The following is a 24,739-nucleotide window of genomic DNA, read 5'->3' as shown; positions in this document are numbered from 1 at the left end:
ACCTGATGGCCCAGAAGATCATTCGCGTAGGCGACATCGAGATTGCCAACGACAAGCCCATGGTGCTGTTCGGCGGCATGAACGTGCTGGAAAGCCGCGACATGGCGATGCAGGTCTGTGAAGAGTACGTGAAGGTGACCGAGAAACTCGGTATCCCTTACGTGTTCAAGGCCAGTTTCGACAAGGCCAACCGTTCGTCCGTGACCTCCTATCGCGGCCCGGGCCTTGAAGAAGGCCTGCGGATCTTCCAGGACATCAAGCAAGCCTTCGGCGTGCCGATCATCACCGACGTCCACGAGCCTGAACAGGCTGCCGTGGTCGCCGAGGTGTGCGACATCATCCAGCTGCCGGCCTTCCTGTCGCGCCAGACCGACCTTGTCGTCGCCATGGCCAAGACCGGCGCGGTGATCAACATCAAGAAAGCCCAGTTCCTCGCACCCCAGGAAATGAAACACATCCTGAACAAGTGCGTGGAAGCGGGTAACGACCAGTTGATCCTCTGCGAGCGCGGTTCAAGCTTCGGCTACAACAACCTCGTAGTGGACATGCTCGGTTTCGGCATCATGAAGCAGTTCGAATACCCGGTGTTCTTCGACGTGACCCACGCGCTGCAAATGCCCGGTGGTCGCGCTGATTCCGCTGGCGGGCGCCGTGCCCAGGTATTGGACCTGGCCAAGGCCGGCATCAGCCAGTCCCTGGCAGGCCTGTTCCTGGAAGCTCACCCTGACCCGGACAACGCCAAGTGCGACGGCCCATGCGCCCTGCGCCTGGACAAGCTGGAGCCATTCCTGGCCCAGTTGAAGCAGTTGGACGACCTGGTCAAGAGTTTTCCGACGGTAGAGACCGCGTAAGCGCCATTTCTCCGGTAGACTTTCCCTCGCTTTACGCTCAGGCCCCCGGGCCTGAGCCTTGTCGCCTGCAAGCCTGCCCGTTGTTCCACCCTTGCGGTCGGTCAAAAGATTTCCTTCAGCTGCGTCGTTTTCGTCAACTTTGGAGTGTTTACAACAATGGCAAAAATCGTCGACATCAAAGGTCGTGAAGTTCTCGACTCCCGTGGCAACCCTACCGTCGAAGCCGACGTGCTTCTCGATAACGGCATCATCGGTAGCGCCTGCGCGCCGTCCGGTGCTTCCACAGGTTCCCGCGAAGCACTGGAACTGCGTGATGGCGACAAGAGCCGTTACCTGGGCAAGGGCGTACTCAAGGCAGTTGCCAACATCAATGGCCCCATCCGCGACCTGCTGCTGGGCAAGGATCCGCTGGACCAGAAAGCCCTCGATCACGCGATGATCAAGCTCGACGGTACTGAAAACAAAGGCAGCCTCGGCGCCAACGCCATCCTGGCCGTGTCCCTGGCTGCCGCCAAGGCTGCTGCACAGGATCAGGACCTGCCGCTGTACGCCCACATCGCCAACCTGAACGGCACCCCGGGTGTTTACTCGATGCCGGTTCCGATGATGAACATCATCAACGGTGGCGAGCACGCGGATAACAACGTCGACATCCAGGAATTCATGGTGCAGCCGGTTGGCGCCAAGACCTTCTCCGAAGGCCTGCGCATGGGCACCGAGATTTTCCACCACCTCAAGGCTGTATTGAAGGCCCGTGGCCTGAGCACTGCCGTGGGTGACGAAGGTGGTTTCGCACCGAACCTGGCGTCCAACGAAGATGCACTGAAAGTGATCTCCGAAGCCGTGGCCAACGCTGGCTACAAGCTGGGCACTGACGTGACCCTGGCCCTGGACTGCGCGGCCAGTGAATTCTACGAAGACGGCAAGTACAACCTGTCCGGTGAAGGCCACGTGTTCACCTCCGAAGGTTTTGCTGATTACCTCAAGGGCCTGACCGAGCGCTACCCGATCATCTCGATCGAAGACGGCCTGGACGAGTCCGACTGGGCTGGCTGGAAAGTGCTGACCGACAAGATCGGCGAGAAGATCCAGCTGGTAGGCGACGACCTGTTCGTGACCAACACCAAGATCCTGAAAGAAGGCATCGACAAGAAGATCGCCAACTCGATCCTGATCAAGTTCAACCAGATCGGCACCCTGACCGAAACCCTGGAAGCCATCCAGATGGCCAAGGCTGCGGGCTACACCGCCGTGATCTCCCACCGCTCCGGCGAAACCGAAGATTCGACCATTGCCGACCTGGCTGTGGGCACTTCGGCAGGGCAGATCAAGACCGGTTCCCTGTGCCGTTCCGACCGCGTTTCCAAGTACAACCAATTGCTGCGTATCGAAGAGCAACTGGGCGGCAAAGCCAAGTACAACGGTCGCAGCGAGTTTCGCGGCTGATTGTTAAATGGTAAAAGGTCAGCGGATTACGTCGGAAAAATCACGACAGTGTGAATTTCGGCGCTAATCTCTTGGCTATCAAGCACAAGCCTGGTTATTCCAGGCTTCGTGCTATCAGTTGCTTCAAAAGTTTTGCATGGCTGTCTTTTTTCACTGGATACCCGATATTCGATGCGCAGTCCCAATTGGTTGTTCCTCGTCTTGCTCTTGCTGCTGGCTGGCCTGCAGTACCGCCTATGGGTGGGGAATGGCAGCTTGGCGCAGGTCACCGAACTGACCCAGCAAATTGCCGCACAGCACGCCGAAAACGAGGTGTTGCTGGAGCGCAATCGCGTGCTCGATGCCGAAGTGCTTGAACTGAAAAAAGGCATGGAGACCGTTGAAGAACGGGCTCGCCATGAGTTGGGCATGGTCAAGGAGGGCGAGACCCTCTACCAGTTGGCCCAATGAGCCTTTCGTCACCGGCCTTCTGGGCCGTGATTCCTGCCGCGGGCGTGGGTGCCCGTATGGCCGCGGACCGTCCCAAGCAGTACTTGCAACTGGGCGGGCGCACTATTCTCGAACACAGCCTTGGCTGTTTCCTCGATCATCCGGGCCTCAAGGGGCTGGTGGTCAGTCTTGCTGTCGACGACCCTTATTGGCCGAACCTGGCTTGCGCCACCGACCCCCGCATTACGCGGGTGGATGGCGGCGACGAGCGCTCGGGCTCTGTCCTCAATGCCTTGCTTTACCTGCACAGCCAGGGCGCCAGCGATGACGATTGGGTGCTGGTGCATGATGCCGCCCGACCGAACCTCAGCCGCGATGACCTGGACAAGTTGCTGTTTGAACTGGCCGACGACACCGTGGGTGGGCTGCTGGCCGTGCCGGCACGGGACACCCTCAAGCGTGCCGACAAGCATGGGCGCGTACTGGAAACGGTCGATCGCACGCCGATCTGGCAGGCCTACACCCCGCAGATGTTCCGCCTTGGCGCGCTGCATCGGGCGTTGGCCGACAGCCTGGTCTCGGACGTGGTTATCACCGACGAAGCCTCGGCCATGGAATGGGCCGGGCACGCGCCACGCCTGATCGAAGGCCGCAGCGACAACCTCAAGGTCACCCGCCCGGAGGACCTTGAATGGCTGCGCCAGCGCCGGGCTTTCCAGCCTTCCTGACGGTCAGTCCGCCGGGCCGTGGCCGTCTATCTCAGGTAGACGGGATGGTTACCCAGGCCCTCCTTGAGAAAATCCACCAGCTTTCGCACTTTGGGCGATAGGTGGCGTTGTTGCGGGTACAGCGCCCAAACCGCGGTGTTGGGCGGTTGATGGGCTTCGAGTAACGACACCAGTGCGCCGCTGTGCAAATGCTCCAGCACGTAATAGTCCGGCAATTGGCAAAGGCCGACCCCTTGCAGTGCGGCATCGAGCACCGCTTGCCCACTGTTGCAGCGCCAGTTTCCCTGAACTCGCTGCGAAAACTCGCGCCCGTCCTGGGCCAGTTGCCAAATATCCGAGCTGCCGATCAGGCAGTTATGCCGACTTAATTCCGACAAGCTATGTGGCCGGCCGTACCTGGCCAGGTAGGACGGTGACGCGCATAAATACATACGCCGTGGCGCAAGGCGGCTGGCAACCATGCGCGAATCCGCCAGGCGCCCGAGGCGAATCGCCAGGTCCAGGCCTTCGTGCACCAGGTCCAGTTGGCGGTTGGTCAATTCCACGTCCACCCGCAATTGCGGGTAAAGCGCCATGAACCGCGTCACCAGCGGCACGATAAAGCGCTCGCCGTAAGCCACTGCGCAGGTCATGCGTAACATCCCTTTAGGCTCGCTGGCCAGGTCGCCTACGGCGCGCAAGGCCTCTTCGCGACCGTCCTGCAAGCGCTGGCAATGTTGCAGGAAGGTCTGGCCGGCTTCCGTCAGCGTCACCTTGCGCGTACTGCGATACAGCAAGCGCGTTTGCAGCCGCTCTTCCAGCCGCGCTACCTGGCGGCTGATATGGGACGACGACACGCCCAGGCGCTCGGCGGCGGCAGTGAATTGGCTGCATTCGGCCACGGCGACGAACTCGTCGATGCCTTCCCAGCGGTTTTCTAGCATGCTGATTATCCCTGTGTGGCAATAATGTTTTGCTTTTGTCTGGATTATTAATCAGATGGGCATGTTTTACACTGCCGGCCTTACGTTTTTAACCCGATGGAGAAACCGGATGATCAAGTCCCGCGCGGCCGTAGCCTTCGAAGCCAAGAAACCCCTCGAGATCGTTGAAGTGGATGTGGCCATGCCCAAGGCCGGCGAGGTGCTGCTGCGGGTGGTAGCGTCCGGTGTGTGCCATACCGATGCCTACACCCTGTCGGGCGCGGACCCGGAAGGTATCTTTCCGTCGATCCTCGGCCACGAAGGCGGCGCCGTGGTGGAAGCCATCGGCGAAGGCGTAACCTCGGTGGCGGTAGGCGACCACGTGATTCCGCTGTACACCCCGGAATGCGGCAAGTGCAAATTCTGCCTCTCGGGCAAGACCAACCTCTGCCAGGCGATTCGCGCCACCCAGGGCAAGGGCCTGATGCCAGATGGCACCTCGCGCTTTTCCTACAAGGGCCAGCCGATTTTCCACTACATGGGGACTTCGACCTTCTCCGAATACACCGTGCTGCCGGAAATCTCCGTAGCGAAGATTCCTAAAGAGGCGCCACTGGAAAAGGTCTGCCTGTTGGGCTGTGGCGTCACCACCGGTATCGGTGCAGTGATCAACACCGCCAAGGTCAAGCCGGGCGACACCGTGGCCATCTTCGGCCTGGGTGGTATCGGCCTGTCGGCAGTGATCGGTGCGGTGAAAGCCAAGGCCGGTCGCATCATTGCCATCGACATCAACCCGGCCAAGTTCGAAATCGCCAAGCAACTGGGCGCCACCGACTGCATCAACCCGAAAGACTACGATCGCCCGATCCAGGACGTGATTGTCGATTTGACCGATGGCGGCGTCGACTTTTCCTTCGAGTGCATCGGCAATGTCCAACTGATGCGTGCGGCCCTTGAGTGCTGCCACAAAGGCTGGGGCGAGTCGGTGATCATCGGCGTGGCCGGCGCGGGCCAGGAAATTGCTACCCGTCCGTTCCAACTGGTGACCGGTCGCGTCTGGCGCGGTTCGGCGTTTGGTGGCGTGCGGGGGCGCAGCGAATTGCCAAGCTACGTGGAGATGGCCCAGACCGGCGAAATCCCGCTGGATACCTTCATCACCCACACCATGGGCCTGGAAGATATCAACAAGGCGTTTGACCTGATGCATGAAGGCAAGAGCATCCGCACCGTCATTCACTTCTGAGGTCGGCCATGAGTCTGGAAAACCTGTCGTGCCAGAAAAGCTTCGGCGGCTGGCATAAACGCTACAAGCACCATTCCGATGTGCTGGGTTGCGACATGACCTTCGCCGTGTACCTGCCGCCGCAAGCGGAGCAGGGCGGCAAATTGCCGGTGCTGTACTGGCTGTCGGGGCTGACCTGCACCGATGAGAACTTCATGCAGAAGGCCGGCGCCCAGCGCATGGCGGCCGAACTGGGGTTGATCATTGTTGCGCCGGACACCAGCCCCCGCGGTCCCGGTGTGCCGGGTGATCCGGACAACGCCTGGGACTTTGGCCTGGGCGCCGGCTTCTACCTGAACGCCACCCAGGAACCCTGGGCCCAGCACTATCGGATGCATGACTACGTGGTGCAGGAATTGCCGGCATTGGTCGAGGCGCATTTCCCGGCGTCGGCCAAACGCGGGATCAGCGGCCACTCCATGGGCGGCCACGGCGCACTGGTGTGTGCCTTGCGCAATCCGGGGCGTTATCAGTCGGTGTCGGCGTTCTCGCCGATCAACAATCCGATGGATTGCCCGTGGGGCCAGAAGGCGTTCTCCCGCTACCTCGGGGAAGAGCGCTCGAAGTGGCGCGAATGGGATGCCTGCGTATTGATCAGCGAAGCCTCGGAAAAGCTGCCACTGCTGGTGGATCAGGGCGATCGCGACGATTTTCTTGCGGTGCAGCTCAAGCCTGAGGCCTTGCAGCAAGCAGCCAGGGCGGCGAACCATCCGCTGGAGCTGCGCCTGCAACCTGGCTATGACCACAGCTACTTCTTTATTGCCAGCTTTATCGAAGACCATTTACGCCATCACGCGAGCGCTTTGCTCGGTTAATGTGAGGCAAAAGTAGGTAGAATCACGCCCTGAATTAAATCGGGGCGTTTTTTTATGCGTATTGGCCATGGCTATGATGTGCACCGTTTCGCCGAAGGCGATTTCATCACCCTGGGCGGCGTGCGGATCGCGCACCACCACGGGTTGCTGGCTCATTCCGACGGCGACGTGGTGCTGCATGCCTTGAGCGATGCCTTGCTCGGCGCCGCCGCGTTGGGTGACATCGGCAAGCACTTTCCGGACACCGACCCCACCTTCAAGGGTGCGGACAGCCGTGTGCTGTTGCGTCACGTGGTCGGCTTGATCCATGCCAAGGGCTGGAAGGTCGGCAACGTCGACAACACCATCGTCGCCCAGGCGCCCAAGATGGCCCCGCATATCGAATCGATGCGCGCGCTGATTGCCGCGGATCTTCAAGTTGAGTTGGATCAAGTGAACGTAAAGGCCACCACCACCGAAAAGCTCGGGTTTACCGGTCGCGAAGAGGGCATTGCCGTGCACTCCGTTGCCTTGTTGCTGCGCGCATGAATGATCTGCAACTGCTGGGCCCGCGTGCCTATGGCGAAGCCTTGGGCAGCGCTGTTCTGAAGGCTACCGCTGAAGACTTCCAAGTGGATGAAGTGCTGGATATCCCGCTGACCGGCGAGGGTGAACACCTGTGGTTGTGGGTGGAAAAGCGCGGCCTGAATACCGAAGAAGCGGCGCGGCGGATTGCCAAGGCGGCGGGTGTGCCGTTGCGCACCGTCAGCTACGCCGGGCTCAAGGACCGCCAGGCGTTGACCCGCCAATGGTTCAGCGTGCAGTTGCCGGGCAAGGCTGATCCGGACCTCAGCGGTGCGGAAAACGAGACCCTGAAGATCCTCAAGATCGCTCGTCACAAGCGCAAGCTGCAGCGCGGCGCGCATTCGGCCAATGGCTTTACCTTGCGCCTGACCCAGTTTGCCGGTGATGCCGCGGCCATCGACGCACGCCTGCAACTGATCGCCAAGCAAGGCATTCCCAACTATTTCGGCGCCCAGCGTTTCGGCCATAACGGCGGCAACGTCGTCGATGCCCGCGACTGGGCCGCGCGCAAGGCCTTGCCGGAGCAGCGCAACGTGCGTTCGCGCCTGCTCTCCACGGCCCGCAGCTTCCTGTTCAATAAAGTGCTGGCGGCACGGGTGGCCGACGGTTCCTGGCAGCGCGCCCAGGTCGGCGATCTGCTGGCGTTTACCGACAGTCGCAGTTTTTTTCCGGCGGGGGAGGCTGAATGCAGCGACCCGCGCCTGGCGATTCTCGACTTGCATCCCACCGGCCCACAGTGGGGCGAAGGTGATTCGCCGGCGTCGGGGGCAACTTTCGCTCTGGAACAGGCGATCGCCGAGGGTGAAGCCGACCTGCGGGATTGGCTGGTGAATGCCGGCATGAGCCAGGAACGTCGCATTCTTCGACTGCCCATTGGCGGGTTGACGTGGCATTATCCCGAACCTGACATTCTGCAATTGGAATTCGTCCTGCCGGCCGGATGCTTCGCCACTGTCTTGGTGCGCGAGCTTGTAGATCTGGTGCCGGTGGGGCAGACGGACAGCCCATGCGTATTCTGATATCTAACGACGACGGGGTCACCGCACCCGGCCTTGCCGCGCTTCATGCTGCGCTGGCGGATTATGCCGAGTGCGTGGTGGTTGCCCCGGACCAGGACAAAAGCGGCGCCAGCAGCTCGCTGACGCTCGACCGTCCGTTGCACATACAGACGTTGCCCAACGGCTTTATCAGCGTGAATGGCACGCCGACCGATTGCGTGCACCTGGCGATCAACAGCCTGCTGGACCGCGAGCCGGACCTGGTGGTTTCCGGGATTAACCTGGGCGCCAACCTCGGCGACGACGTGCTGTATTCCGGTACGGTGGCGGCGGCCCTTGAAGGGCGTTTCCTGGGCCGGACCTCGTTCGCGTTTTCGCTGGCGTCGCGTCAGTTGGACAACCTGGAGACGGCGGCCTACTTCGCCCGCAAGCTGGTGGAAGCCCATCACACCCTGGATTTGCCGCCGCGTACGGTGCTGAACGTCAATTTTCCGAACCTGCCTCTTGAGCATATTCGCGGCTTCAAGCTGACCCGCCTTGGCCATCGCTCCCGCGCCGCGGCACCGCTGAAGGTGGTGGACCCGCGTGGCAAGGAAGGTTACTGGATTGCCGCTGCCGGCGATGCCGAAGACGGCGGCGAAGGCACGGACTTTCATGCGGTGATGCAAGGTTATATTTCGATTACTCCGTTGCAACTTGATCGCACCTTCAGTGATGCCTTCAGTAGCCTCGATGGCTGGCTGGAGGGAGTGCTCTGATGGCGCGCGAACAAGACGACCTGTTGCGACGGGGCATTGGGATGACTTCCCAGCGCACCCGCGAGCGATTGATCCAGCGCCTGTATGAAGAAGGGCTGTCCAACGCCCAGGTGCTGGAAGTCATCCGGCGTACCCCGCGACATCTGTTTGTCGATGAAGCCCTGGCGCATCGTGCCTATGAAGACACCGCGCTGCCCATCGGCCACAACCAGACCATTTCCCAGCCTTATATGGTGGCGCGGATGAGTGAGCTGTTGCTGGCGGCGGGCCCCCTGGACAAGGTGCTGGAAATCGGCACCGGCTCCGGCTACCAGACGGCCGTGTTGTCGCAACTGGTTGAGCGGGTGTTTTCGGTCGAGCGCATCAAGGTGTTGCAGGACCGGGCCAAGGAGCGCCTGGTGGAGCTGAACCTGCGCAACGTGGTGTTTCGTTGGGGCGACGGTTGGGAAGGCTGGCCGGCGCTGGCGCCGTATAACGGCATTATCGTCACCGCCGTGGCCACCGACGTGCCCCAGGCCTTGCTCGATCAGCTGGCTCCCGGCGGCCGCCTGGTGATCCCGGTGGGCTCCGGCGAAGTGCAACAATTAATGTTGATCATTCGCGAGGAAGAAGGCTTTTCCCGGCATGTGCTCGGGGCGGTGCGTTTTGTCCCGCTGCTTAACGGTCCGCTGGCCTGATCAATTATTCCTGCGTACTGAATTCTATTGCTGGGTATGTGTCTTACAGCGGGGTCTATTGAGTCAACATGATCCGCCGTGGGAATTAAACATGATGAAAATTTCTTTAGAATCGTGTTTCCAGTAAAAACCCAATGGCCAGTTATACTTGCGTCATATTTCAAGCCTGATACAGGCGTTCATAGTCAGCCACCACAAAGGGAGCGGCGGGTGAGTCTCACGGTCATTGCACAGCGTATGAGTCAAACAAGCTTTCAGCGACTGGTGATTGGCCTTGTCTTGAGTTCCTTGCTGGCGGCTTGCTCAAGCACGCCATCCGGTGGTGCCCGGGTGGTCGACCGCAATAATGCGGTGCCGCAAAAGCCTACGGTTACCACCGGGCAATATGTCGTGCGCAAGGGCGATACGATGTTCTCGATTGCCTTCCGTTATGGGTGGGATTACAAGGCGCTGGCCGCCCGTAACAACATTCCTGTGCCATATACGATACATCCAGGTCAGACCATTCGTTTCGATGGCCGTACCGGTTCAACACCGACCGCCGTCGTCACAAACACGGCTTCTTCGCCGTCGTCTTCGAGCAAAACCACAATCATCACCCGGCCTGCAGGCAGCGCCGCGCCTAGCGTTGCGAGCAAACCAGCACCTGCGCCGATGCCGCCTGCAGGGCCTGCTCCTACCGGTTGGGGATGGCCCTCAAATGGCATTCTTATTGGAAAATTCTCTTCAAACGGTAGTTTGAATAAAGGCATTGATATCGCCGGAGATTTGGGACAGCCTGTTTTAGCTGCGTCTGATGGGACAGTGGTGTACGCCGGGAGTGGTTTACGGGGCTACGGCGAGCTGGTCATCATCAAACACAGCGATACCTACGTCAGTGCCTACGGTCATAACCGCAGGCTGTTGGTTCGGGAGGGGCAGCAGGTCAAAGTCGGACAGACAATTGCCGAAATGGGGTCAACTGGTACAGACCGGGTGAAACTGCACTTTGAGATTCGCCGCCAAGGGAAACCTGTTGATCCGCTGCAATTCCTTCCCCGTCGTTGATATGTTGCACAGCCTGTTCCCTCACGTAGAAGGAACAGGCTCCAGCGCTGCCAAGGATAAAGGCGTCGCTTGAGCTTGAGGTCGAACTCACCAAAGGACTATAAAACAATGGCTCTCAGTAAAGAAGCGCCGGAGTTTGACATCGGCGATGAGGTTCTCCTTATGGAGACTGTCATCGATACGGATTCGATGTCGAATGAGGGACCTGCTGTACCTTCAGTTCGCACCAAATCCAAGAACTCCGCTGCGTTAAAGCAACACAAATACATTGACTACACGCGGGCGCTCGATGCGACCCAGCTGTACCTCAATGAAATCGGCTTTTCCCCTCTGCTCACTCCCGAAGAAGAAGTCTTTTTTGCGCGCTTGTCGCAAAAAGGCGATCCGGCCGGGCGCAAGCGCATGATTGAAAGCAACCTGCGGCTGGTGGTGAAAATCGCCCGACGCTACGTCAATCGTGGGCTGTCCCTGTTGGACTTGATCGAGGAGGGCAATCTCGGCCTGATCCGGGCTGTGGAAAAGTTTGATCCTGAGCGGGGTTTCCGCTTTTCAACCTATGCCACCTGGTGGATTCGTCAGACCATCGAACGGGCGATCATGAACCAGACCCGCACGATCCGGTTGCCGATCCATGTGGTCAAGGAGCTCAACGTCTACCTGCGGGCGGCGCGTGAGCTGACACAAAAACTCGATCATGAACCTTCGCCTGAAGAAATCGCCAACCTGCTGGAAAAACCGGTGGGAGAGGTCAAGCGCATGCTCGGTCTCAATGAGCGGGTGTCTTCAGTCGATGTCTCGCTGGGTCCGGATTCGGATAAAACCCTGCTGGACACCCTGACTGATGATCGTCCTACGGACCCTTGTGAGTTGCTGCAGGACGATGATTTGTCGCAAAGCATCGACCAGTGGCTTTCGGAGCTGACGGACAAACAGCGTGAGGTGGTGATTCGCCGCTTCGGGCTGCGCGGCCACGAAAGCAGCACCCTGGAGGATGTTGGCCTGGAGATTGGCTTGACCCGTGAGCGGGTGCGGCAGATCCAGGTAGAGGGCCTCAAGCGCTTGCGCGAGATCCTGGAGAAGAATGGCTTGTCGAGTGAGTCGTTGTTCCAGTAAACGACGCAGGACGAAATGTGGGAGCCCGCCTATGTGGGAGCCGGGCAAGCCCGGCTCCCACATAGGCGGGCTCCCACATTTTTTTGTGCATGGAATTACATCGTGTGATTGCTCGTTCCCACGCTCTGCGTGGGAACGCAGCCCAGGACGCTCCGCGTCCCAAGGCGTGACGCAGAGCGTCACAAGAGGCATTTCCGCGCAGAGCGTAGTAACGAGCGGGCACAAAAAAGCCCCGCTTTTGAGGGCGGGGCTTTTCGACTAAATCAGTACAAGTTAGATAACTTGAACTTCTTCAGCTTGCATGCCTTTCTGACCGCGGGTAGCGATGAAAGAAACCTGTTGGCCTTCTTTCAGGCTTTTGAAGCCGTCGGATTGGATAGCTTTGAAGTGAACGAACAAGTCGTCACCGGATTGTGGAGTGATGAAGCCGAAGCCTTTTTCATCGTTGAACCACTTAACGGTACCAGTTTGGCGATTAGACATGGTGTATCTCCTTGGACAAAGTTAACTGCGACTCAGGAAAAGCCCTGGCCGAGACTGAGTGCAAAGAGCAGGAAAAATTCTTGGAGATGGTTGGATCGAAATTCAACATATCGTGTAGAGATTCTCAGTGACACAAGCAGCACAGTGGCGCCACCTTAACCCTTTTTCCGGAACGTGCCAATGGTATTTCCGAAGGTTTCTCTATTTTCGTGACTGGCGGCAGCCTGATACCGCACCAATACCCCGCCATTGAAGGTGCGTCCCGCCCAGCAGGGGCTGCGCCGCACCAAGAAAAACAGCCGCCCCTTTGAACCACGGGGCCAGCCCCGGTAAGATGCCCAACAGAATTTTTTCACCTCGCTATTCAGGACACCCGCCATGAGCATCAAATCGGACAAGTGGATTCGCCGCATGGCGCAAGAGCACGGCATGATCGAGCCGTTCGTGGAGCGCCAGATGCGCGGCGAAGGCGCTGAGCGGCTGATTTCGTTCGGGGTTTCCAGCTACGGCTACGATGTACGCTGTGCCGATGAGTTCAAGGTGTTCACCAACATCAACTCGGCAACCGTCGATCCGAAAAACTTCGACGAAAAAAGCTTCGTCGACGTCAAGAGCGACGTCTGCATCATCCCGCCAAACTCCTTCGCCCTGGCGCGCACCGTCGAATTCTTCCGTATCCCGCGCAACGTCCTGACCATCTGCCTGGGCAAGAGCACCTACGCGCGCTGCGGCATCATCGTCAACGTGACGCCGCTGGAGCCTGAATGGGAAGGGCACGTCACCCTGGAGTTCTCCAACACCACCACGTTGCCCGCAAAAATCTACGCCAACGAAGGCGTGGCACAGATGCTGTTCTTCGAATCCGACGAAGAGTGCGAAGTGTCCTACAAGGACCGTGGCGGCAAGTATCAGGGCCAGCGCGGCGTTACTCTCCCACGCACCTGATCGAATCGTCTTACAGGCTAAGGGAATTTGTCAGCGGGCATGCACTCTATTGGGTGTACTGCCCCGACGCGTGCACAACGCGCCGGGCCACGCTTGAGGAGTCCCCTATGAAGCTCGATCCGCGAATCAGCGCCGAACTCGCCCGGCTTGAACCCAATCAGATTGGTGTGATGGCCTGGTCCTTGATGGCCGATCCCGCCGCAGGCGGCATTCCCGGCCAGCCCGGCCCGGATGATCCCTGGCCCAACCAGCCTGAAGAGCCTGGCGAACCCACGCTCCCTGACGAACCGCCTCCCGCCCCTGTGGCTTGATTTCCTGGACGTGTCGCCAATGGTCAGTTGCTCAGCGCACTGGCCATACTTCATGGTCCCCGATCACGAAGATCCGGCTGCCTTCTTCCTGCTGCGTCACTGAATAACCCCCGGTAAATGCGCCAAACGCCGGCAACAGGCTGACCTGGTTGCCGAGCAGGAAGCATGGCAGGCGCAAACTTTGCCGGCCCTTGCCCCGCAGGCGATATACCGGGTGCACGTGCCCGGCCAGCACATGGTGGCTGGCGTGGGCGTCGGGCTCGTGCTGCAACGCAAACGGGCCCATCAGCAGGGGTTCGGTCACCACCTCAATGTTCAGATCACCAGGCGGGTCGCCAGCGCGTTTGTCGTGGTTGCCGCGAATCAGCGTGAGCCCCACGCCTGCATGACGCTCACGCCAGGCTCTCAGGGCGTTCAGGGTGCCGCTGGCGTGAGAGCCGGGCCCGTGGAGAAAGTCGCCGAGAAAGATCACCTGCGCGCCAGGGAAAGCCGCCAACAGCCGGTCCAGGCGCTGCAGGTTGTCTGTCGTCGTGCCCCGGGGCACTGGCTGGCCCAGGCTGCGATAGGCCGACGCCTTGCCAAAATGCGCGTCGGCGATCAGCAGGCACTTTCTCGCGGGCCAATACACAGCCTTGTCCGCCAGCAACCACAGCGCTTCTTCCGCCAGGTGTATCGGGTAATGAGCGGGCATCAGGGTTTCCCGTTATCGGCGACTTTTTCCAGATCCTTGACCATCCGCGCAATCCGCTCCGATAGTTTTTCCGAGCTCAGGCTCTCCCGAAAACGTTCCACCAGTAAAGGGAACGCCAGCGGCGTAGGCCGTTTTATCCGATGCAGGTCCAATTTCAACCCCGACAAGTGGCGCAACGTCTCTTCCAGCCGACGAATATCCAGCTCTTCCCGCAGGACTTCTTCTCCGGCCTGGGTCAGCAACAGGTTCTGCGGGTCATATTGCTTGAACACTTCAAAGAACAAACCGCTGGACGCCTGAACCTGGCGCGTACTTTTCGGCGCACCGGGGTAGCCGGCAAACACCAGCCCGGCGATCCGCGCAATCTCGCGAAAGCGCCGCAGGGCCAGCTCACCGGCATTCAGGCTCGCTACCACGTCATCCAGCAGATCATCCGCACTCAGCAACTCCCCGCTCAGTAACTCAGGCCAGTCCACCTCGGTCGCGCTCAGCAGTTCCAGCCCGTAGTCATTGACCGCAATCGAGAACGTCACCGCCTGCTGCCGACTGACGCGCCAGGCCAGCAGGCTCGCCAGCCCCAGATGCACCTGGCGCCCGGCGAACGGATACAGGAACAGATGCCAGCCTTCCCGGGACTTGAGGGCCTCGGCCAGCAAATGCTCGCGGGTTGGCAGCCCGGACCAGCGCAACTGGGTGTCCAGCAACGATTGCACCGCCTGCATCTCCGGGCCGAGGAATTGCCCGTGGGCGGCCGCATCAAAGCGCTCGACCACTGCCTGGGCCAGCTCGTTGGAAAGCGGCATGCGCCCGCCGTTCCAGCGCGGCACGGCAGCCTTTTTCGCGGTACTGCGCCGCACGTATGCGGTCATGTTTTCTACTCGCACCAACTCCAGCAAGCGCCCGGCGAACAAGAAACCATCTCCCGGCTTCAGCCGTGCAATAAAGCCTTCCTCGACACTGCCCAGGGTCTTGCCACCGCCGCCTTTGCTCCAGAATTTCAGCTGGATGCTGGCGTCGCTGACGATGGTGCCCACGCTCATGCGATGGCGCCGCGCCAGTCGTGCGTCGGGGACGCGCCAGATGCCGTGTTCGTCCGGTTCGACCCGCCGATAATCCGGGTAGGCCGTCAGCGACAGCCCGCCATGGCGCACGAAACCCAGGGCCCATGTCCAATCTGCTTCGCTCAAGTCACGATAGGCCCATGCGGTACGCACCTCCGCCAGCAGCTCATCCGGCACAAAACCGCCGCCCAGCGCCATGCTCACCAGATGTTGCACCAGCACATCCAAAGGCTTGTGGGGCGACTGGCGGGCTTCGATACGTCGTTCAGCGATAGCGTCCTGCGCGGCGGCGGCCTCCACCAGCTCCAGGCTGTGGGTAGGCACCAGCGTGACCCGCGACGGCCTGCCCGGCGCATGACCGGAGCGCCCGGCGCGCTGCATCAGCCGCGCCACGCCCTTGGCCGAGCCAATCTGCAGCACCCGTTCCACCGGCAGGAAATCCACCCCCAGGTCCAGGCTCGACGTACACACCACGGCCTTCAGTTGCCCCTCCTTCAGGGCTCGCTCCACCCAGTCCCGGGTTTCCCTGGACAGCGAACCGTGGTGCAGGGCAATCACTCCGGCCCATTCGGGGCGAGCGTCGAGCAGGGCCTGGTACCAGATTTCCGATTGCGCTCGCGTGTTGGTAAACACCAGGCAACTGCTGCTGGCATCGACTTCGGCCACCACCTGCGGGAGCATTTTCAGACCGATATGGCCGGCCCATGGAAAGCGCTCGATAACCGGTGGCAACAGGGTGTCCACTTGCAACTGTTTGGGGGTTTGGCCTTGGACGTTGATCCCGCCGCCTTGTGGGATCAACACCTCCAGTGCGTGGGCCTGATTACCCAGGGTCGCGGAAATGCCCCACACAATCAGCTCTGGATGCCATTGCCGCAGGCGGGCGAGGGCCAGTTGCAGTTGCACGCCGCGTTTGTTGCCGATCAGTTCGTGCCATTCGTCCACTACCACCATGCGCAGGTGTGACAGGCTGGTCTGGCTGTCGGCGCGAGCCAGCATCAGCGTGAGGCTTTCCGGGGTGGTGATCAGGGTGGTGGGCAGGCGGCGGCTCTGGCGGGCGCGCTCGCTGCTGCTGGTGTCGCCGGTGCGCAGGCCGATGGTCCAGGGGATGTTCAGGGATTCCAGCGGGGCTTCAAGGGCGCGGGCGGTGTCGGCGGCCAGGGCGCGCATTGGGGTGATCCACAGGACTGTCAGCGGTTCGGCTGGGGCCTTGCGTTTGCGGAGAGTGTCTTTGGTGATGGCGAAGCGGTTGAGGGCGGCGAACCACAGGGCGTAGGTTTTGCCGGCGCCGGTGCTGGCGTGGAGCAGTCCTGATTGGCCTTCCTTCACGGCCTTCCATACCTGTTTCTGGAAGGCGAATGGGTTCCAGTTTTTGGCGGTGAACCAATCTTTGGCGAAATTGCGGGATTTGGCCATGCTTTGGGCTCTGGGGGTGTAATTCAGAGACCTGTGGGGTGGGGGAAAGGTTTAACTGCGATTGCTGGGTTTTCGGGTGTATATCCGTTATTTAGGTAACGGCCACTTATGGTTCCGCTCTTACAGCGGCTCACTTTTGAAGAGCGTAAAAGTAAGCAAAACGCTCTTGCCCCACCACTCGGCTCCTCGCCTAGGCTCGGAGTGCCCTCACTCCGGCTTTGGACCGTGGGCCGCCGCGATGGGCCATCCTTGGCCCAGCGCGGCTAACCCGGCGTCCTGCCGGGTTACCCACGCTCCAAAGCCTGCGTTCGGCCAGCGTGGTTTAACGGGGCGCCTAAGATCAAGATCAAGATCAACAGCAAGAGCACAGCGGCCTCCCGGCCGGCTTGAGTGTTGAAGAGCAAAATCAAAAGCTAAAGCGGGCACGGTCCAAAAAATGTGGGAGCGGGCTTGCTCGCGAAGGTCGTTAACGATGACGTGGGCATCCTGATTCAACGCGGCGCTCTCAGGTTTTTCGCGAGCAAGCCCGCTCCCACAGAAAAGCAGATCGGTTTTCGCTCTGGATCTTGCCCCTGCTTTTAACACTCAAGCCGGCCGGTAGGCCGCTGTGCTCTTGCTTTTGATTTTGATCTGCGGGCCCGTTAACCACGATGGCCGCAAGTAGGCACGGTGGAGCGGGTAAATCGGCAGGACGCCGGTTTAGCCGCGTCGGGCCATGGATGGCCCGTCGCGGCGGCCCGCGGAACCGGGCCGGAGTGCGGGCATGCCGAGCCTAGGCGAGGCACCGAGTGGTGGGGCAAAGACCTTTTGGTTACTTTTGGGGCGTTTGCCAAAAGTGACCCGCTGTAAGAGCGGAACCATAAGTGGCCGTTACCTAAATAACGGATATACACCCCACCCCACCCCACCCCGACCGGCTACTTCAAATTCCCACTCAAAAACTGCTGCAACCGCTCGCTCTTCGGATTACCCAGCACATCCTCCGGCGCCCCCTGTTCCTCTACCAACCCCTTGTGCAAAAACAGCACCTGGCTCGACACCTTGCGGGCAAAGCTCATCTCATGGGTCACCATGATCATCGTCCGGCCTTCCTCAGCCAACCCCTGGATCACCTTCAACACCTCACCCACCAACTCCGGATCCAACGCCGAAGTCGGCTCATCAAACAGCATCACCTCCGGCTCCATCGCCAACGCCCGGGCAATCGCCACCCGTTGCTGCTGGCCACCCGACAAAAACGCCGGATATTGATCCGCCACCCGCGCCGGCAGCCCAACCTTGTCCAGATACCGGCGAGCCCGGTCCTCGGCGTCTTTCTTGCTGCAACCCAGCACCCGGCGCGGCGCCATGGTGATGTTCTCCAGCACACTCATATGGCTCCACAGGTTGAAATGCTGAAACACCATCGCCAACCGCGTACGCAGGCGCTGCAACTCCGCATCATCCGCCACGCGCATCCCATGGCGGTCGCTGACCATCCGAATCTGCTGCCCATCCAGGGTCATGGCGCCGTCATTGGGCTGTTCAAGAAAGTTGATGCAGCGCAAAAAGGTGCTTTTACCCGAGCCACTGGCGCCGATCAAACTGATCACATCACCGGTCTTGGCCTTGAGCGAGACACCTCTGAGCACCTCATTGTCGCCATAGCTTTTATGCAGGCCTTCAACGGTCAATTTGTACATGGGGCGTGCATCCTCAAGGCGAAAGTAGATAGCCGCTGCGATAGGCTTCAGTGCCGGCGACATGGGCAATGACCATCCCGGCAGTGGCCATGCGTCGCAGCGAACGAGCGTAAAGCAGCCCGGCATGGCGGCAATGCACCGGCGTTACGCGGTCAGAAATGGGGTCGATGATTTCGGCGATCAGTTGCCCGGCTTCCAGGTATTCGCCGGGCAGCACACTGAATACCAGCAAGCCACCCACCGGTGTAGCCACCGGTTCAACGCCCGCCAGCGGTGTGGCGGGGTAGGGCAAGTCCGGCAAAGGTGCAGGGTCGCCGCTGATCGCGCCGAAGTGAATCAGGTAATCGATGATCGCCTGGCAGTCGAGGCTGGCCAGGCCGTGGTTGACGTCGCCCTGGCCGCGCAGTTCGACGGTCACGGAAAAGCTGCCCATCGGGATCGGGAAGCGCTCGCCAAACCGTTGCTGCAGTTGCCACCAGACCAGGGTGAAGCATTCATCGAACGACTGCCCTCCGGAGTCGGTAGCCAACAGGCTGGCCTCCGAACCGATATAGCGCGCCAACGGCTCTACCCGGGGCCACGCTTCGGGGGTGGTGTACAGGTGCGCCACGGCTTCGAAGTCGCAGTGCAGATCCAGCACCATGTCGGCATCGCACGCCAGGCGTTGCAGCACCAGGCGCTGGGATTCCAGCTGCGTGGCGGGTGTCTGCGCCGCAAGCGCCATGGTGAGTGCGTCGCGAATCAGTTCGACGTTGTGCTGTGGATCATCCCCCAGCAGTTCTTCGACCTGATTGCCGACTTCGTCGCTCAGGTCGACAAACAGGCGATTGAAATTCTGCCCGCTTTCCAGCTCATAGCGGCCCAGGGGGATGTCCATCAACACCTGTTCCAGGCCGGTGGGGTTGGCGATGGGCACCAGTACGATCTCGCTGCGCAGGCGGCCAGCCGCGTTCAGTTGTGCCAGACGCGCCTTGAGATGCCAGGCCACCAACATGCCCGGCAACTCGTCAGCGTGCAGCGACGACTGGATGTAGATCTTGCCTTGCGCGTGTTCGGGTCCGAAGTGGAAGCTGTGGATCTGCCGCGCCGTGCCTGGCACCGGCGCCACGAGTGGATGAATCTGATGACGCATGAAGGCTCCTTAGTGGCTGGGGCCGAGAAAGGCCAGCCAGCGACGCTCCGCCAGACGAAACAGACCGACCAGGGCAAAGGTCACGGTCAGGTAGATCAGCGCAGCGATACCGAATGATTGAAAGGTCATGTAGGTGGCCGAGTTGGCGTCCCGGGCGACTTTCAGGATATCCGGGATCGTCGCGGTGAAGGCCACCGTCGTCGAGTGCAGCATCAGGATCACTTCATTACTGTAGTACGGCAGCGAGCGGCGCAGGGCCGACGGCATGATCACGTAGGCATACAGCTTCCAGCCGCTCAGGCCATAGGCTTTCGCCGCTTCGACTTCGCCGTGGGCCATGCTGCGGATCGCTCCGGCAAAAATCTCCGTGGTGTAGGCGCAGGTGTTGAGGGCGAAGGCGAGGATGGTGCAGTTCATCGCATCGCGAAAGAACGCATCCAGTACCGGCTGCGCGCGAACCGCCGCGATGCTGTAGATCCCGGTGTAGCAAATCAGCAGCTGGATATACAGCGGCGTGCCGCGAAACAGGTAGGTGTAGAACTGCACCGGCCAGCGTACCCAGCGGTTGCGCGACACCCGGGCAATGGACAGTGGGATCGAGACCAGGAAGCCGATGAAGATCGAGGCGCTGAGCAGCCACATGGTCATGGCCAGGCCGGTGATGTGCTGGCCGTCGCTATAAAGGAAGGGGCGCCAGTATTGCTGGATCAGTTCGATCATCGCACTGCCTCCCGGGAGCCTGCGGAGTAGCGCCGTTCGAGGCGGCGCAGGACGAAGTTGGACGCGCTGGTGATCAACAGGTAGATAAACGCGGCGATCACCAGGAAATAGAACAACTGATAGGTGCTCTTGCCCGCATCCTGAGCGGCCTTGACCAGGTCGGCCAGGCCGATGATCGACACCAGTGCCGTGGCCTTGAGCATCACCATCCAGTTATTGCCGATGCCCGGCAGGGCGAAGCGCATCATCTGCGGGAAGGTCACGAAGCGAAACCGCTGCCCGCGCGTGAGCCCGTAGGCCGTGGCAGCCTCCAATTGGCCACGGGGCACGGCGAGGATCGCGCCGCGAAAGGTCTCGGTGAAATACGCACCGTAGATAAAGCCCAGGGTGATCACCCCGGCGCTGAATGGGTCGATCTCGATGTAGTCCCATTCCATAAAGTCGGTAAAGCCGGTCAGCCAGATTTGCAGGCTGTAGAAAATCAGGAGCATCAGCACCAGGTCGGGCACGCCGCGAATCAAGGTGGTGTAGATCTGTGCGGGAATCCGCAGGAACGGCAGGCTGGACAGTTTGGCAGTGGCGCCGAGCAAGCCCAGCAGCACGCTGACGGCCAGGGAAAACACTGACAACTTGACGGTCATCCAGGTGCCTTGCAGCAACAGCGGGCCGAAACCCTTCAAGCTAAAGGCACTGAGCCCCAGGGTTTGCAAAAGATCTTCGAACATAAATCAGGACCTATGGCGATAAAAAAGCGCCCCTCCAGAGGAAGGGCGCCCCAGGCATTATTTGCCGCTGTACAGGTTCAGATCGCCAAAGTGTTTCTTCTGGATGGTGGCGTAGGTGCCATCATCGTGTAACGCTTTGATACCTTTATCCAACAAGGCCTTGAGGTCTTTGTTACCTTTTTTGATACCGACCGCAGTTTTGGACGGCAGCAGTGGATCGTCGATGGCCTTGCTGACTTCGTAGTCAGCACCGGCTGGCGACTTCAAAAAGCCCAGTTCGGCTTGCAGCATGTCTTGTACGGAAGCGTCCAGGCGACCGGATGTCAGGTCGGCGTACACCTGGTCCTGGTTGGCGTAGGCCTTGGTGGTCACACCGGCCTTGTCCAGTACGGCCTTGGCGTAGGCTTCCTGGATGGTGCCTTGCTCGTAGCCAACACTTTTGCCCTTGAGCGACTCAGGCGTGGAGTAGTTCGCGCCCTTTTTGAACACCAGGGAAGTCGGGCCGGAGAACAGCTCGTTGGAGAAGTCGATCGCCTTTTCACGGGCTTCGGTCACGGTCATCGAGGAAATCACGCCATCAAACTTGTTGGCGTTGAGGCCTGGAATCATGCCGTCGAAATCACTTTCGACCCACTTGCACTTGACCTTCAGCTCGGCACAGATGGCATTGCCCAGGTCGATATCGAAGCCCACCAGGCTGCCATCGGCGGCTTTTGACTCAAACGGCGCGTAGGACGGATCGACACCAAAACGCAATTCCTTGTATTCCTTGGCCAGCGCGGAACCGGCGGCCATGCACAGAGCCAGTGCAGAAAGGGTCAGCAATGCTTTTTTCATTATGTAATCCCTGGAAACCAAGATAAGCGCTTGTGGCGCGGTTAGGACTGTTACTGAACGGTATCAGACCGGACTCAAGTAGCAATTTCTGCACCATAGTTCCGAATGGTCGTTTTAAAAGGTGAGATTAAGGAGTTGTGTGGGTAGGAAATGCCCGAAAATGGGCACTGATAAATCTATGCATTATTTTGGGGCGTGTGAGGTTTTCAAATGTGGGAGCGGGCTTGCTCGCGAAGGCGGTGGGTCAGTCAATACATCTGGTGACTGATCCACCGCCTTCGCGAGCAAGCCCGCTCCCACATTGATCGGTGGCGTTCGTGAGAGATGTGTCAGGCCAGTAAATCCTGCAGGGTCGCCAGGTTGTCGGCTTCCTCGACGGATTTATCCTGGCGCCAGCGCAACATCCGCGGAAAACGCACGGCAATTCCGCTCTTATGCCGCTTGGACAGGGCAATCCCTTCAAAACCCAGTTCAAACACCATGCTCGGCGTGACGCTGCTGACCGGGCCGAACTTCTCCACGGTGGTCTTGCGCACGATGGCGTCGACCTTGCGCATTTCTTCATCGGTCAGCCCCGAATACGCCTTGGCGAACGGCACCAGCGTGCGTTCGCTGCCGGGCGGTCCGTCCCATACGGCGAAGGTGTAGTCGCTGTACAGGCTGGCGCGCCGGCCATGGCCGCGCTGGGCATAGATCAGCACGGCATCGACACTGAACGGGTCGACTTTCCACTTCCACCACACGCCCATGTCCTTGGTGCGGCCCACGCCGTAGAGGCCATCCCGGGCCTTGAGCATCATCCCTTCCACACCCAGGCTGCGGGAAGCTTCACGTTGCTCCGCCAAGGCCTGCCAGCTGTCGCCGGTCAGCAACGGCGATGCCCGCAACGTGGGTTGGCCGCAGTCGCTGATCACCTGTTCCAGTTGTGCCCGACGCTCGGCCTGGGTGTGGTTGCGCCAATCGTCGCCGTGGTGTTCCAGCAGGTCGTAGGCCAGCATTGCGACGGGGGCGTCTTCGAGGATCTTCTTGCTCAGGGTTTTGCGGCCGATGCGCTGTTGCAGCAGGGCGAAGGGTTGCACCGCGCCCTTCCACACCACGATTTCGCCGTCGATCACCGTGCCATCCGGCAGGCTGTTTTCCAGCTCATGAAGTTCCGGAAAGCGCTCGGTGACCAGTTCTTCGCCCCGGGACCAGATCCACAGTCGGCCTTCGCGCTTGACTAACTGTGCGCGGATGCCGTCCCACTTCCATTCCACTTGCCAGTCCGCGGGAGAGCCGAGCAGGGCCTCGAATTGCTCCACGGGTTGGGCCAGGCCATGGGCGAGAAAAAACGGATAAGGCTGCCCGCCACGTTGCGCATGCTCGTCGGACGATTCGGCAGCGATCAGTTTCGAATAGCCTTCGGCGGTCGGACGGTTGGACAGGTCGGTATAACCCACCAGGCGCTGGGCCACGCGTTTGCTGTCGAGACCGGCCATGGCCGCAAGGGCGCGGGTGACGAGCAACTTCGACACGCCCACCCGGAAACTGCCGGTGATCAGCTTGATGCACAGCATCAGGCTCGGTTGATCCAGTTGGGTCCACAGGGCGGGCAGGCGCTCGGCCAATTCTTCTGGCGGCAGGCCACGCAGGGGCAGGAGTTTTTCTTCCAGCCACACCGCCAAGCCGTCGTCCGAGGTGTGGGGCGATTCCGGTAACAGCAGGGAAATGGTTTCTGCCAGGTCGCCTACCGACTGATAACTCTCTTCGAACAACCACGGCTCAATGCCGGCGGCTTCTGTGGCCATGTCCCGCAGCAACCGCGTGGGCACCAGTTGCCGGGGCCGCCCGCCGGATAGAAAGTACACCGCCCATGCAGCATCTTCCGCAGGCGCCTGCAGGAAATAGGCCTGCAAGGCGGCGAGCTTGGCATTGCTGGAAGTGGTTGCGTCGAGGTTGGCGTACAGCTCGGCGAAGGCTTTCATGACGCGGCTTCCTCTTCGTCATCGCCGTATTCGGTGGTGAATCCTTGCGCGTCGAGGCCCTTTTCCCGCAGGTGCCGGACCAAGACGCCCACAGAACCGTGGGTGACCATCACCCGCTCGGCGCCGGTTTGCTCGATGGCCCACAACAGCCCGGGCCAATCGGCGTGGTCCGAGAGCACAAAGCCGCGATCCACCCCGCGCCGCCGCCGAGTGCCGCGCAGGCGCATCCACCCGCTGGCGAAGGCGTCGCTGTAGTCGCCGAAGCGGCGTATCCAGGTGCTGCCGCCGGCCGAGGGCGGGGCGATGATCAAGGCCTGGCGCAACAAAGGGTCGGTCTTTTTGAAGTCGCCGGCGTAGAGGGTTTCGGGGATATAGATGCCCGCTTCGCGGTACACCCGGTTCAGGGGTTCGACCGCGCCGTGGCTGAGGATCGGGCCGATGCTGGCGTCAATGCCGTGGAGAATCCGCTGAGCCTTGCCGAAGGAATAACAGAACAGCACGCTGGCCTTGCCGGCCGCGATATTCGCCTGCCACCAGTCGTTGATCCCGGCAAAAATCTGCGCCTGGGGCTGCCAGCGGTAGATCGGCAGGCCGAAGGTCGATTCGGTAATAAAGGTATGGCAACGCACGGGTTCGAACGGTGCGCAGGTGCCGTCGGGCTCGACTTTATAGTCACCGGAGGCGACCCAGACTTCACCCTGGTATTCCAGGCGCACCTGGGCCGAACCGAGGACATGGCCGGCGGGATGGAAACTCACGTTGACGCCGTGGTGGCGCAGGGTTTCGCCGTAGGCCAGGGTTTGCAGGTTGATGTCCTGGCCCAGGCGCGAGCGCAGGATGCCTTCGCCGGGAGCGGCGGCCAGATAGTGTTGATTGCCGTTGCGGGCGTGGTCGCCGTGGGCATGGGTAATGACGGAGCGTTCCACCGGGCGCCAGGGGTCGATGTAGAAATCCCCGGCGGGGCAGTAGAGGCCTTCGGGCCGGGCGATAACAAGGTCCATGGGCGTGCCGTGGAAGTGGGCTTGTTAATTATGAGGCGGGGGCGGGTGGAGAAGTTCTATCGGAATGCATGCAATCAAATGTGGGAGCGGGCTTGCTCGCGAATGCGGTGTGTCAGTCAAAAGATCTGGTGACTGATCCGCCGCTTTCGCGAGCAAGCCCG

The 24,739-nt window shown here is 60.5% G+C and carries 25 protein-coding genes; 14 read left to right on the top strand and 11 right to left on the bottom strand.

What is annotated here, in order from left to right; genetic code table 11:
• Window positions 1-5: 5 nt before the first annotated feature.
• The 4 genes from kdsA (at window position 6) to ispD (ending at window position 3,454) form a co-directional block, all read left to right on the top strand.
• Window positions 6-851, top strand: coding sequence for a 3-deoxy-8-phosphooctulonate synthase (kdsA, locus tag D109_RS0125690; RefSeq protein ID WP_017479403.1), 846 nt, complete (start codon window positions 6-8; stop codon window positions 849-851).
• 156 nt (window positions 852-1,007) lie between these two features.
• Window positions 1,008-2,297, top strand: coding sequence for a phosphopyruvate hydratase (eno, locus tag D109_RS0125685; RefSeq protein WP_003219294.1), 1,290 nt, complete (start codon window positions 1,008-1,010; stop codon window positions 2,295-2,297).
• A 171-nt stretch (window positions 2,298-2,468) separates the two neighbouring features.
• Window positions 2,469-2,747, top strand: a complete 279-nt coding sequence (gene ftsB / locus D109_RS0125680; protein WP_003219292.1) for a cell division protein FtsB — start codon at window positions 2,469-2,471, stop codon at window positions 2,745-2,747.
• Window positions 2,744-3,454, top strand: a complete 711-nt coding sequence (ispD, locus tag D109_RS0125675; RefSeq protein ID WP_017479402.1) for a 2-C-methyl-D-erythritol 4-phosphate cytidylyltransferase — start codon at window positions 2,744-2,746, stop codon at window positions 3,452-3,454. The genes ftsB and ispD overlap by 4 nt, the downstream gene beginning before the upstream one ends.
• Window positions 3,455-3,480: 26 nt before the next feature.
• Here the strand turns inward: ispD and D109_RS0125670 are convergent, their stop codons facing one another.
• Complete coding sequence (locus tag D109_RS0125670; protein ID WP_003219287.1) at window positions 3,481-4,377, bottom strand: LysR substrate-binding domain-containing protein; 897 nt, start codon at window positions 4,375-4,377, stop codon at window positions 3,481-3,483.
• A gap of 109 nt (window positions 4,378-4,486) precedes the next feature.
• Between D109_RS0125670 and D109_RS0125665 the strand changes: the two genes are divergently transcribed.
• The 8 genes from D109_RS0125665 (at window position 4,487) to rpoS (ending at window position 11,610) form a co-directional block, all read left to right on the top strand.
• Window positions 4,487-5,599: an S-(hydroxymethyl)glutathione dehydrogenase/class III alcohol dehydrogenase gene (locus D109_RS0125665; RefSeq protein WP_010176741.1), complete on the top strand. Its 1,113-nt coding sequence runs from the start codon at window positions 4,487-4,489 to the stop codon at window positions 5,597-5,599.
• 8 nt (window positions 5,600-5,607) lie between these two features.
• Window positions 5,608-6,453 carry an S-formylglutathione hydrolase gene (gene fghA, locus D109_RS0125660; RefSeq protein WP_017479401.1) on the top strand — a complete coding sequence of 282 codons (846 nt, stop codon included), beginning with the start codon at window positions 5,608-5,610 and terminating at the stop codon, window positions 6,451-6,453.
• Between the two features lie 54 nt (window positions 6,454-6,507).
• Complete coding sequence (gene ispF / locus D109_RS0125655) at window positions 6,508-6,981, top strand: 2-C-methyl-D-erythritol 2,4-cyclodiphosphate synthase (protein WP_010176739.1); 474 nt, start codon at window positions 6,508-6,510, stop codon at window positions 6,979-6,981.
• Complete coding sequence (truD, locus tag D109_RS0125650) at window positions 6,978-8,036, top strand: tRNA pseudouridine(13) synthase TruD (protein WP_017479400.1); 1,059 nt, start codon at window positions 6,978-6,980, stop codon at window positions 8,034-8,036. The genes ispF and truD overlap by 4 nt, the downstream gene beginning before the upstream one ends.
• Window positions 8,024-8,773, top strand: coding sequence for a 5'/3'-nucleotidase SurE (gene surE, locus D109_RS0125645; RefSeq protein WP_017479399.1), 750 nt, complete (start codon window positions 8,024-8,026; stop codon window positions 8,771-8,773). The genes truD and surE overlap by 13 nt, the downstream gene beginning before the upstream one ends.
• 41 nt (window positions 8,774-8,814) lie before the next feature.
• Complete coding sequence (locus D109_RS0125640) at window positions 8,815-9,450, top strand: protein-L-isoaspartate(D-aspartate) O-methyltransferase (RefSeq protein WP_010176736.1); 636 nt, start codon at window positions 8,815-8,817, stop codon at window positions 9,448-9,450.
• A 210-nt stretch (window positions 9,451-9,660) separates the two neighbouring features.
• Complete coding sequence (locus tag D109_RS0125635; RefSeq protein WP_026078216.1) at window positions 9,661-10,497, top strand: peptidoglycan DD-metalloendopeptidase family protein; 837 nt, start codon at window positions 9,661-9,663, stop codon at window positions 10,495-10,497.
• A 108-nt stretch (window positions 10,498-10,605) separates the two neighbouring features.
• On the top strand, window positions 10,606-11,610 hold the full coding sequence (rpoS, locus tag D109_RS0125630) for an RNA polymerase sigma factor RpoS (RefSeq protein ID WP_017479398.1): 1,005 nt from the start codon (window positions 10,606-10,608) through the stop codon (window positions 11,608-11,610).
• 273 nt (window positions 11,611-11,883) lie between these two features.
• Here rpoS and D109_RS0125625 read toward each other — a convergent pair whose 3' ends face one another.
• Entirely contained in the window at window positions 11,884-12,093 is a 210-nt protein-coding gene (locus D109_RS0125625; protein ID WP_002554837.1) for a cold-shock protein, read from the bottom strand.
• Between the two features lie 378 nt (window positions 12,094-12,471).
• On the opposite strand from D109_RS0125625, the gene dcd reads away from it, so the two are divergent.
• Together dcd and D109_RS0125615 are read left to right on the top strand one after the other, a co-directional pair.
• Entirely contained in the window at window positions 12,472-13,038 is a 567-nt protein-coding gene (gene dcd, locus D109_RS0125620) for a dCTP deaminase (protein ID WP_003219273.1), read from the top strand.
• 107 nt (window positions 13,039-13,145) lie between these two features.
• Entirely contained in the window at window positions 13,146-13,349 is a 204-nt protein-coding gene (locus D109_RS0125615) for a hypothetical protein (protein WP_003219272.1), read from the top strand.
• A gap of 31 nt (window positions 13,350-13,380) precedes the next feature.
• Here D109_RS0125615 and pdeM read toward each other — a convergent pair whose 3' ends face one another.
• The 9 genes from pdeM to D109_RS0125570 all read right to left on the bottom strand — a co-directional run bounded on the left by pdeM (window position 13,381) and on the right by D109_RS0125570 (window position 24,578).
• Complete coding sequence (pdeM, locus tag D109_RS0125610) at window positions 13,381-14,040, bottom strand: ligase-associated DNA damage response endonuclease PdeM (protein WP_017479397.1); 660 nt, start codon at window positions 14,038-14,040, stop codon at window positions 13,381-13,383.
• Window positions 14,040-16,517, bottom strand: coding sequence for a ligase-associated DNA damage response DEXH box helicase (locus D109_RS0125605; protein WP_017479396.1), 2,478 nt, complete (start codon window positions 16,515-16,517; stop codon window positions 14,040-14,042). Before D109_RS0125605 ends, pdeM begins: the two co-directional genes overlap by 1 nt.
• Window positions 16,518-17,434: 917 nt before the next feature.
• A complete protein-coding gene (locus D109_RS0125600; protein ID WP_017479395.1) occupies window positions 17,435-18,199 on the bottom strand; it encodes an ABC transporter ATP-binding protein in 765 nt (254 codons plus the stop codon).
• Between the two features lie 13 nt (window positions 18,200-18,212).
• A complete protein-coding gene (locus tag D109_RS0125595; RefSeq protein ID WP_017479394.1) occupies window positions 18,213-19,331 on the bottom strand; it encodes a succinylglutamate desuccinylase/aspartoacylase family protein in 1,119 nt (372 codons plus the stop codon).
• A 9-nt stretch (window positions 19,332-19,340) separates the two neighbouring features.
• Window positions 19,341-20,051, bottom strand: a complete 711-nt coding sequence (locus tag D109_RS0125590) for an ABC transporter permease (RefSeq protein WP_003209532.1) — start codon at window positions 20,049-20,051, stop codon at window positions 19,341-19,343.
• Entirely contained in the window at window positions 20,048-20,776 is a 729-nt protein-coding gene (locus D109_RS0125585) for an ABC transporter permease (RefSeq protein WP_017479393.1), read from the bottom strand. The genes D109_RS0125590 and D109_RS0125585 overlap by 4 nt, the downstream gene beginning before the upstream one ends.
• Window positions 20,777-20,833: 57 nt before the next feature.
• Window positions 20,834-21,613 carry a transporter substrate-binding domain-containing protein gene (locus tag D109_RS0125580; protein WP_003213667.1) on the bottom strand — a complete coding sequence of 260 codons (780 nt, stop codon included), beginning with the start codon at window positions 21,611-21,613 and terminating at the stop codon, window positions 20,834-20,836.
• Between the two features lie 329 nt (window positions 21,614-21,942).
• Window positions 21,943-23,577: an ATP-dependent DNA ligase gene (locus D109_RS0125575; protein ID WP_017479392.1), complete on the bottom strand. Its 1,635-nt coding sequence runs from the start codon at window positions 23,575-23,577 to the stop codon at window positions 21,943-21,945.
• Entirely contained in the window at window positions 23,574-24,578 is a 1,005-nt protein-coding gene (locus tag D109_RS0125570) for a ligase-associated DNA damage response exonuclease (protein ID WP_017479391.1), read from the bottom strand. Before D109_RS0125570 ends, D109_RS0125575 begins: the two co-directional genes overlap by 4 nt.
• Between the last annotated feature and the right edge of the window lie 161 nt (window positions 24,579-24,739).

The sequence above is a fragment of the Pseudomonas sp. PAMC 26793 genome (genome assembly GCF_000313235.1).
GTDB lineage: Bacteria > Pseudomonadota > Gammaproteobacteria > Pseudomonadales > Pseudomonadaceae > Aquipseudomonas > Aquipseudomonas yamanorum.
Note: the sequence above shows the minus strand (reverse complement) of the source record. Positions and strands in the feature narration are given on the sequence as shown.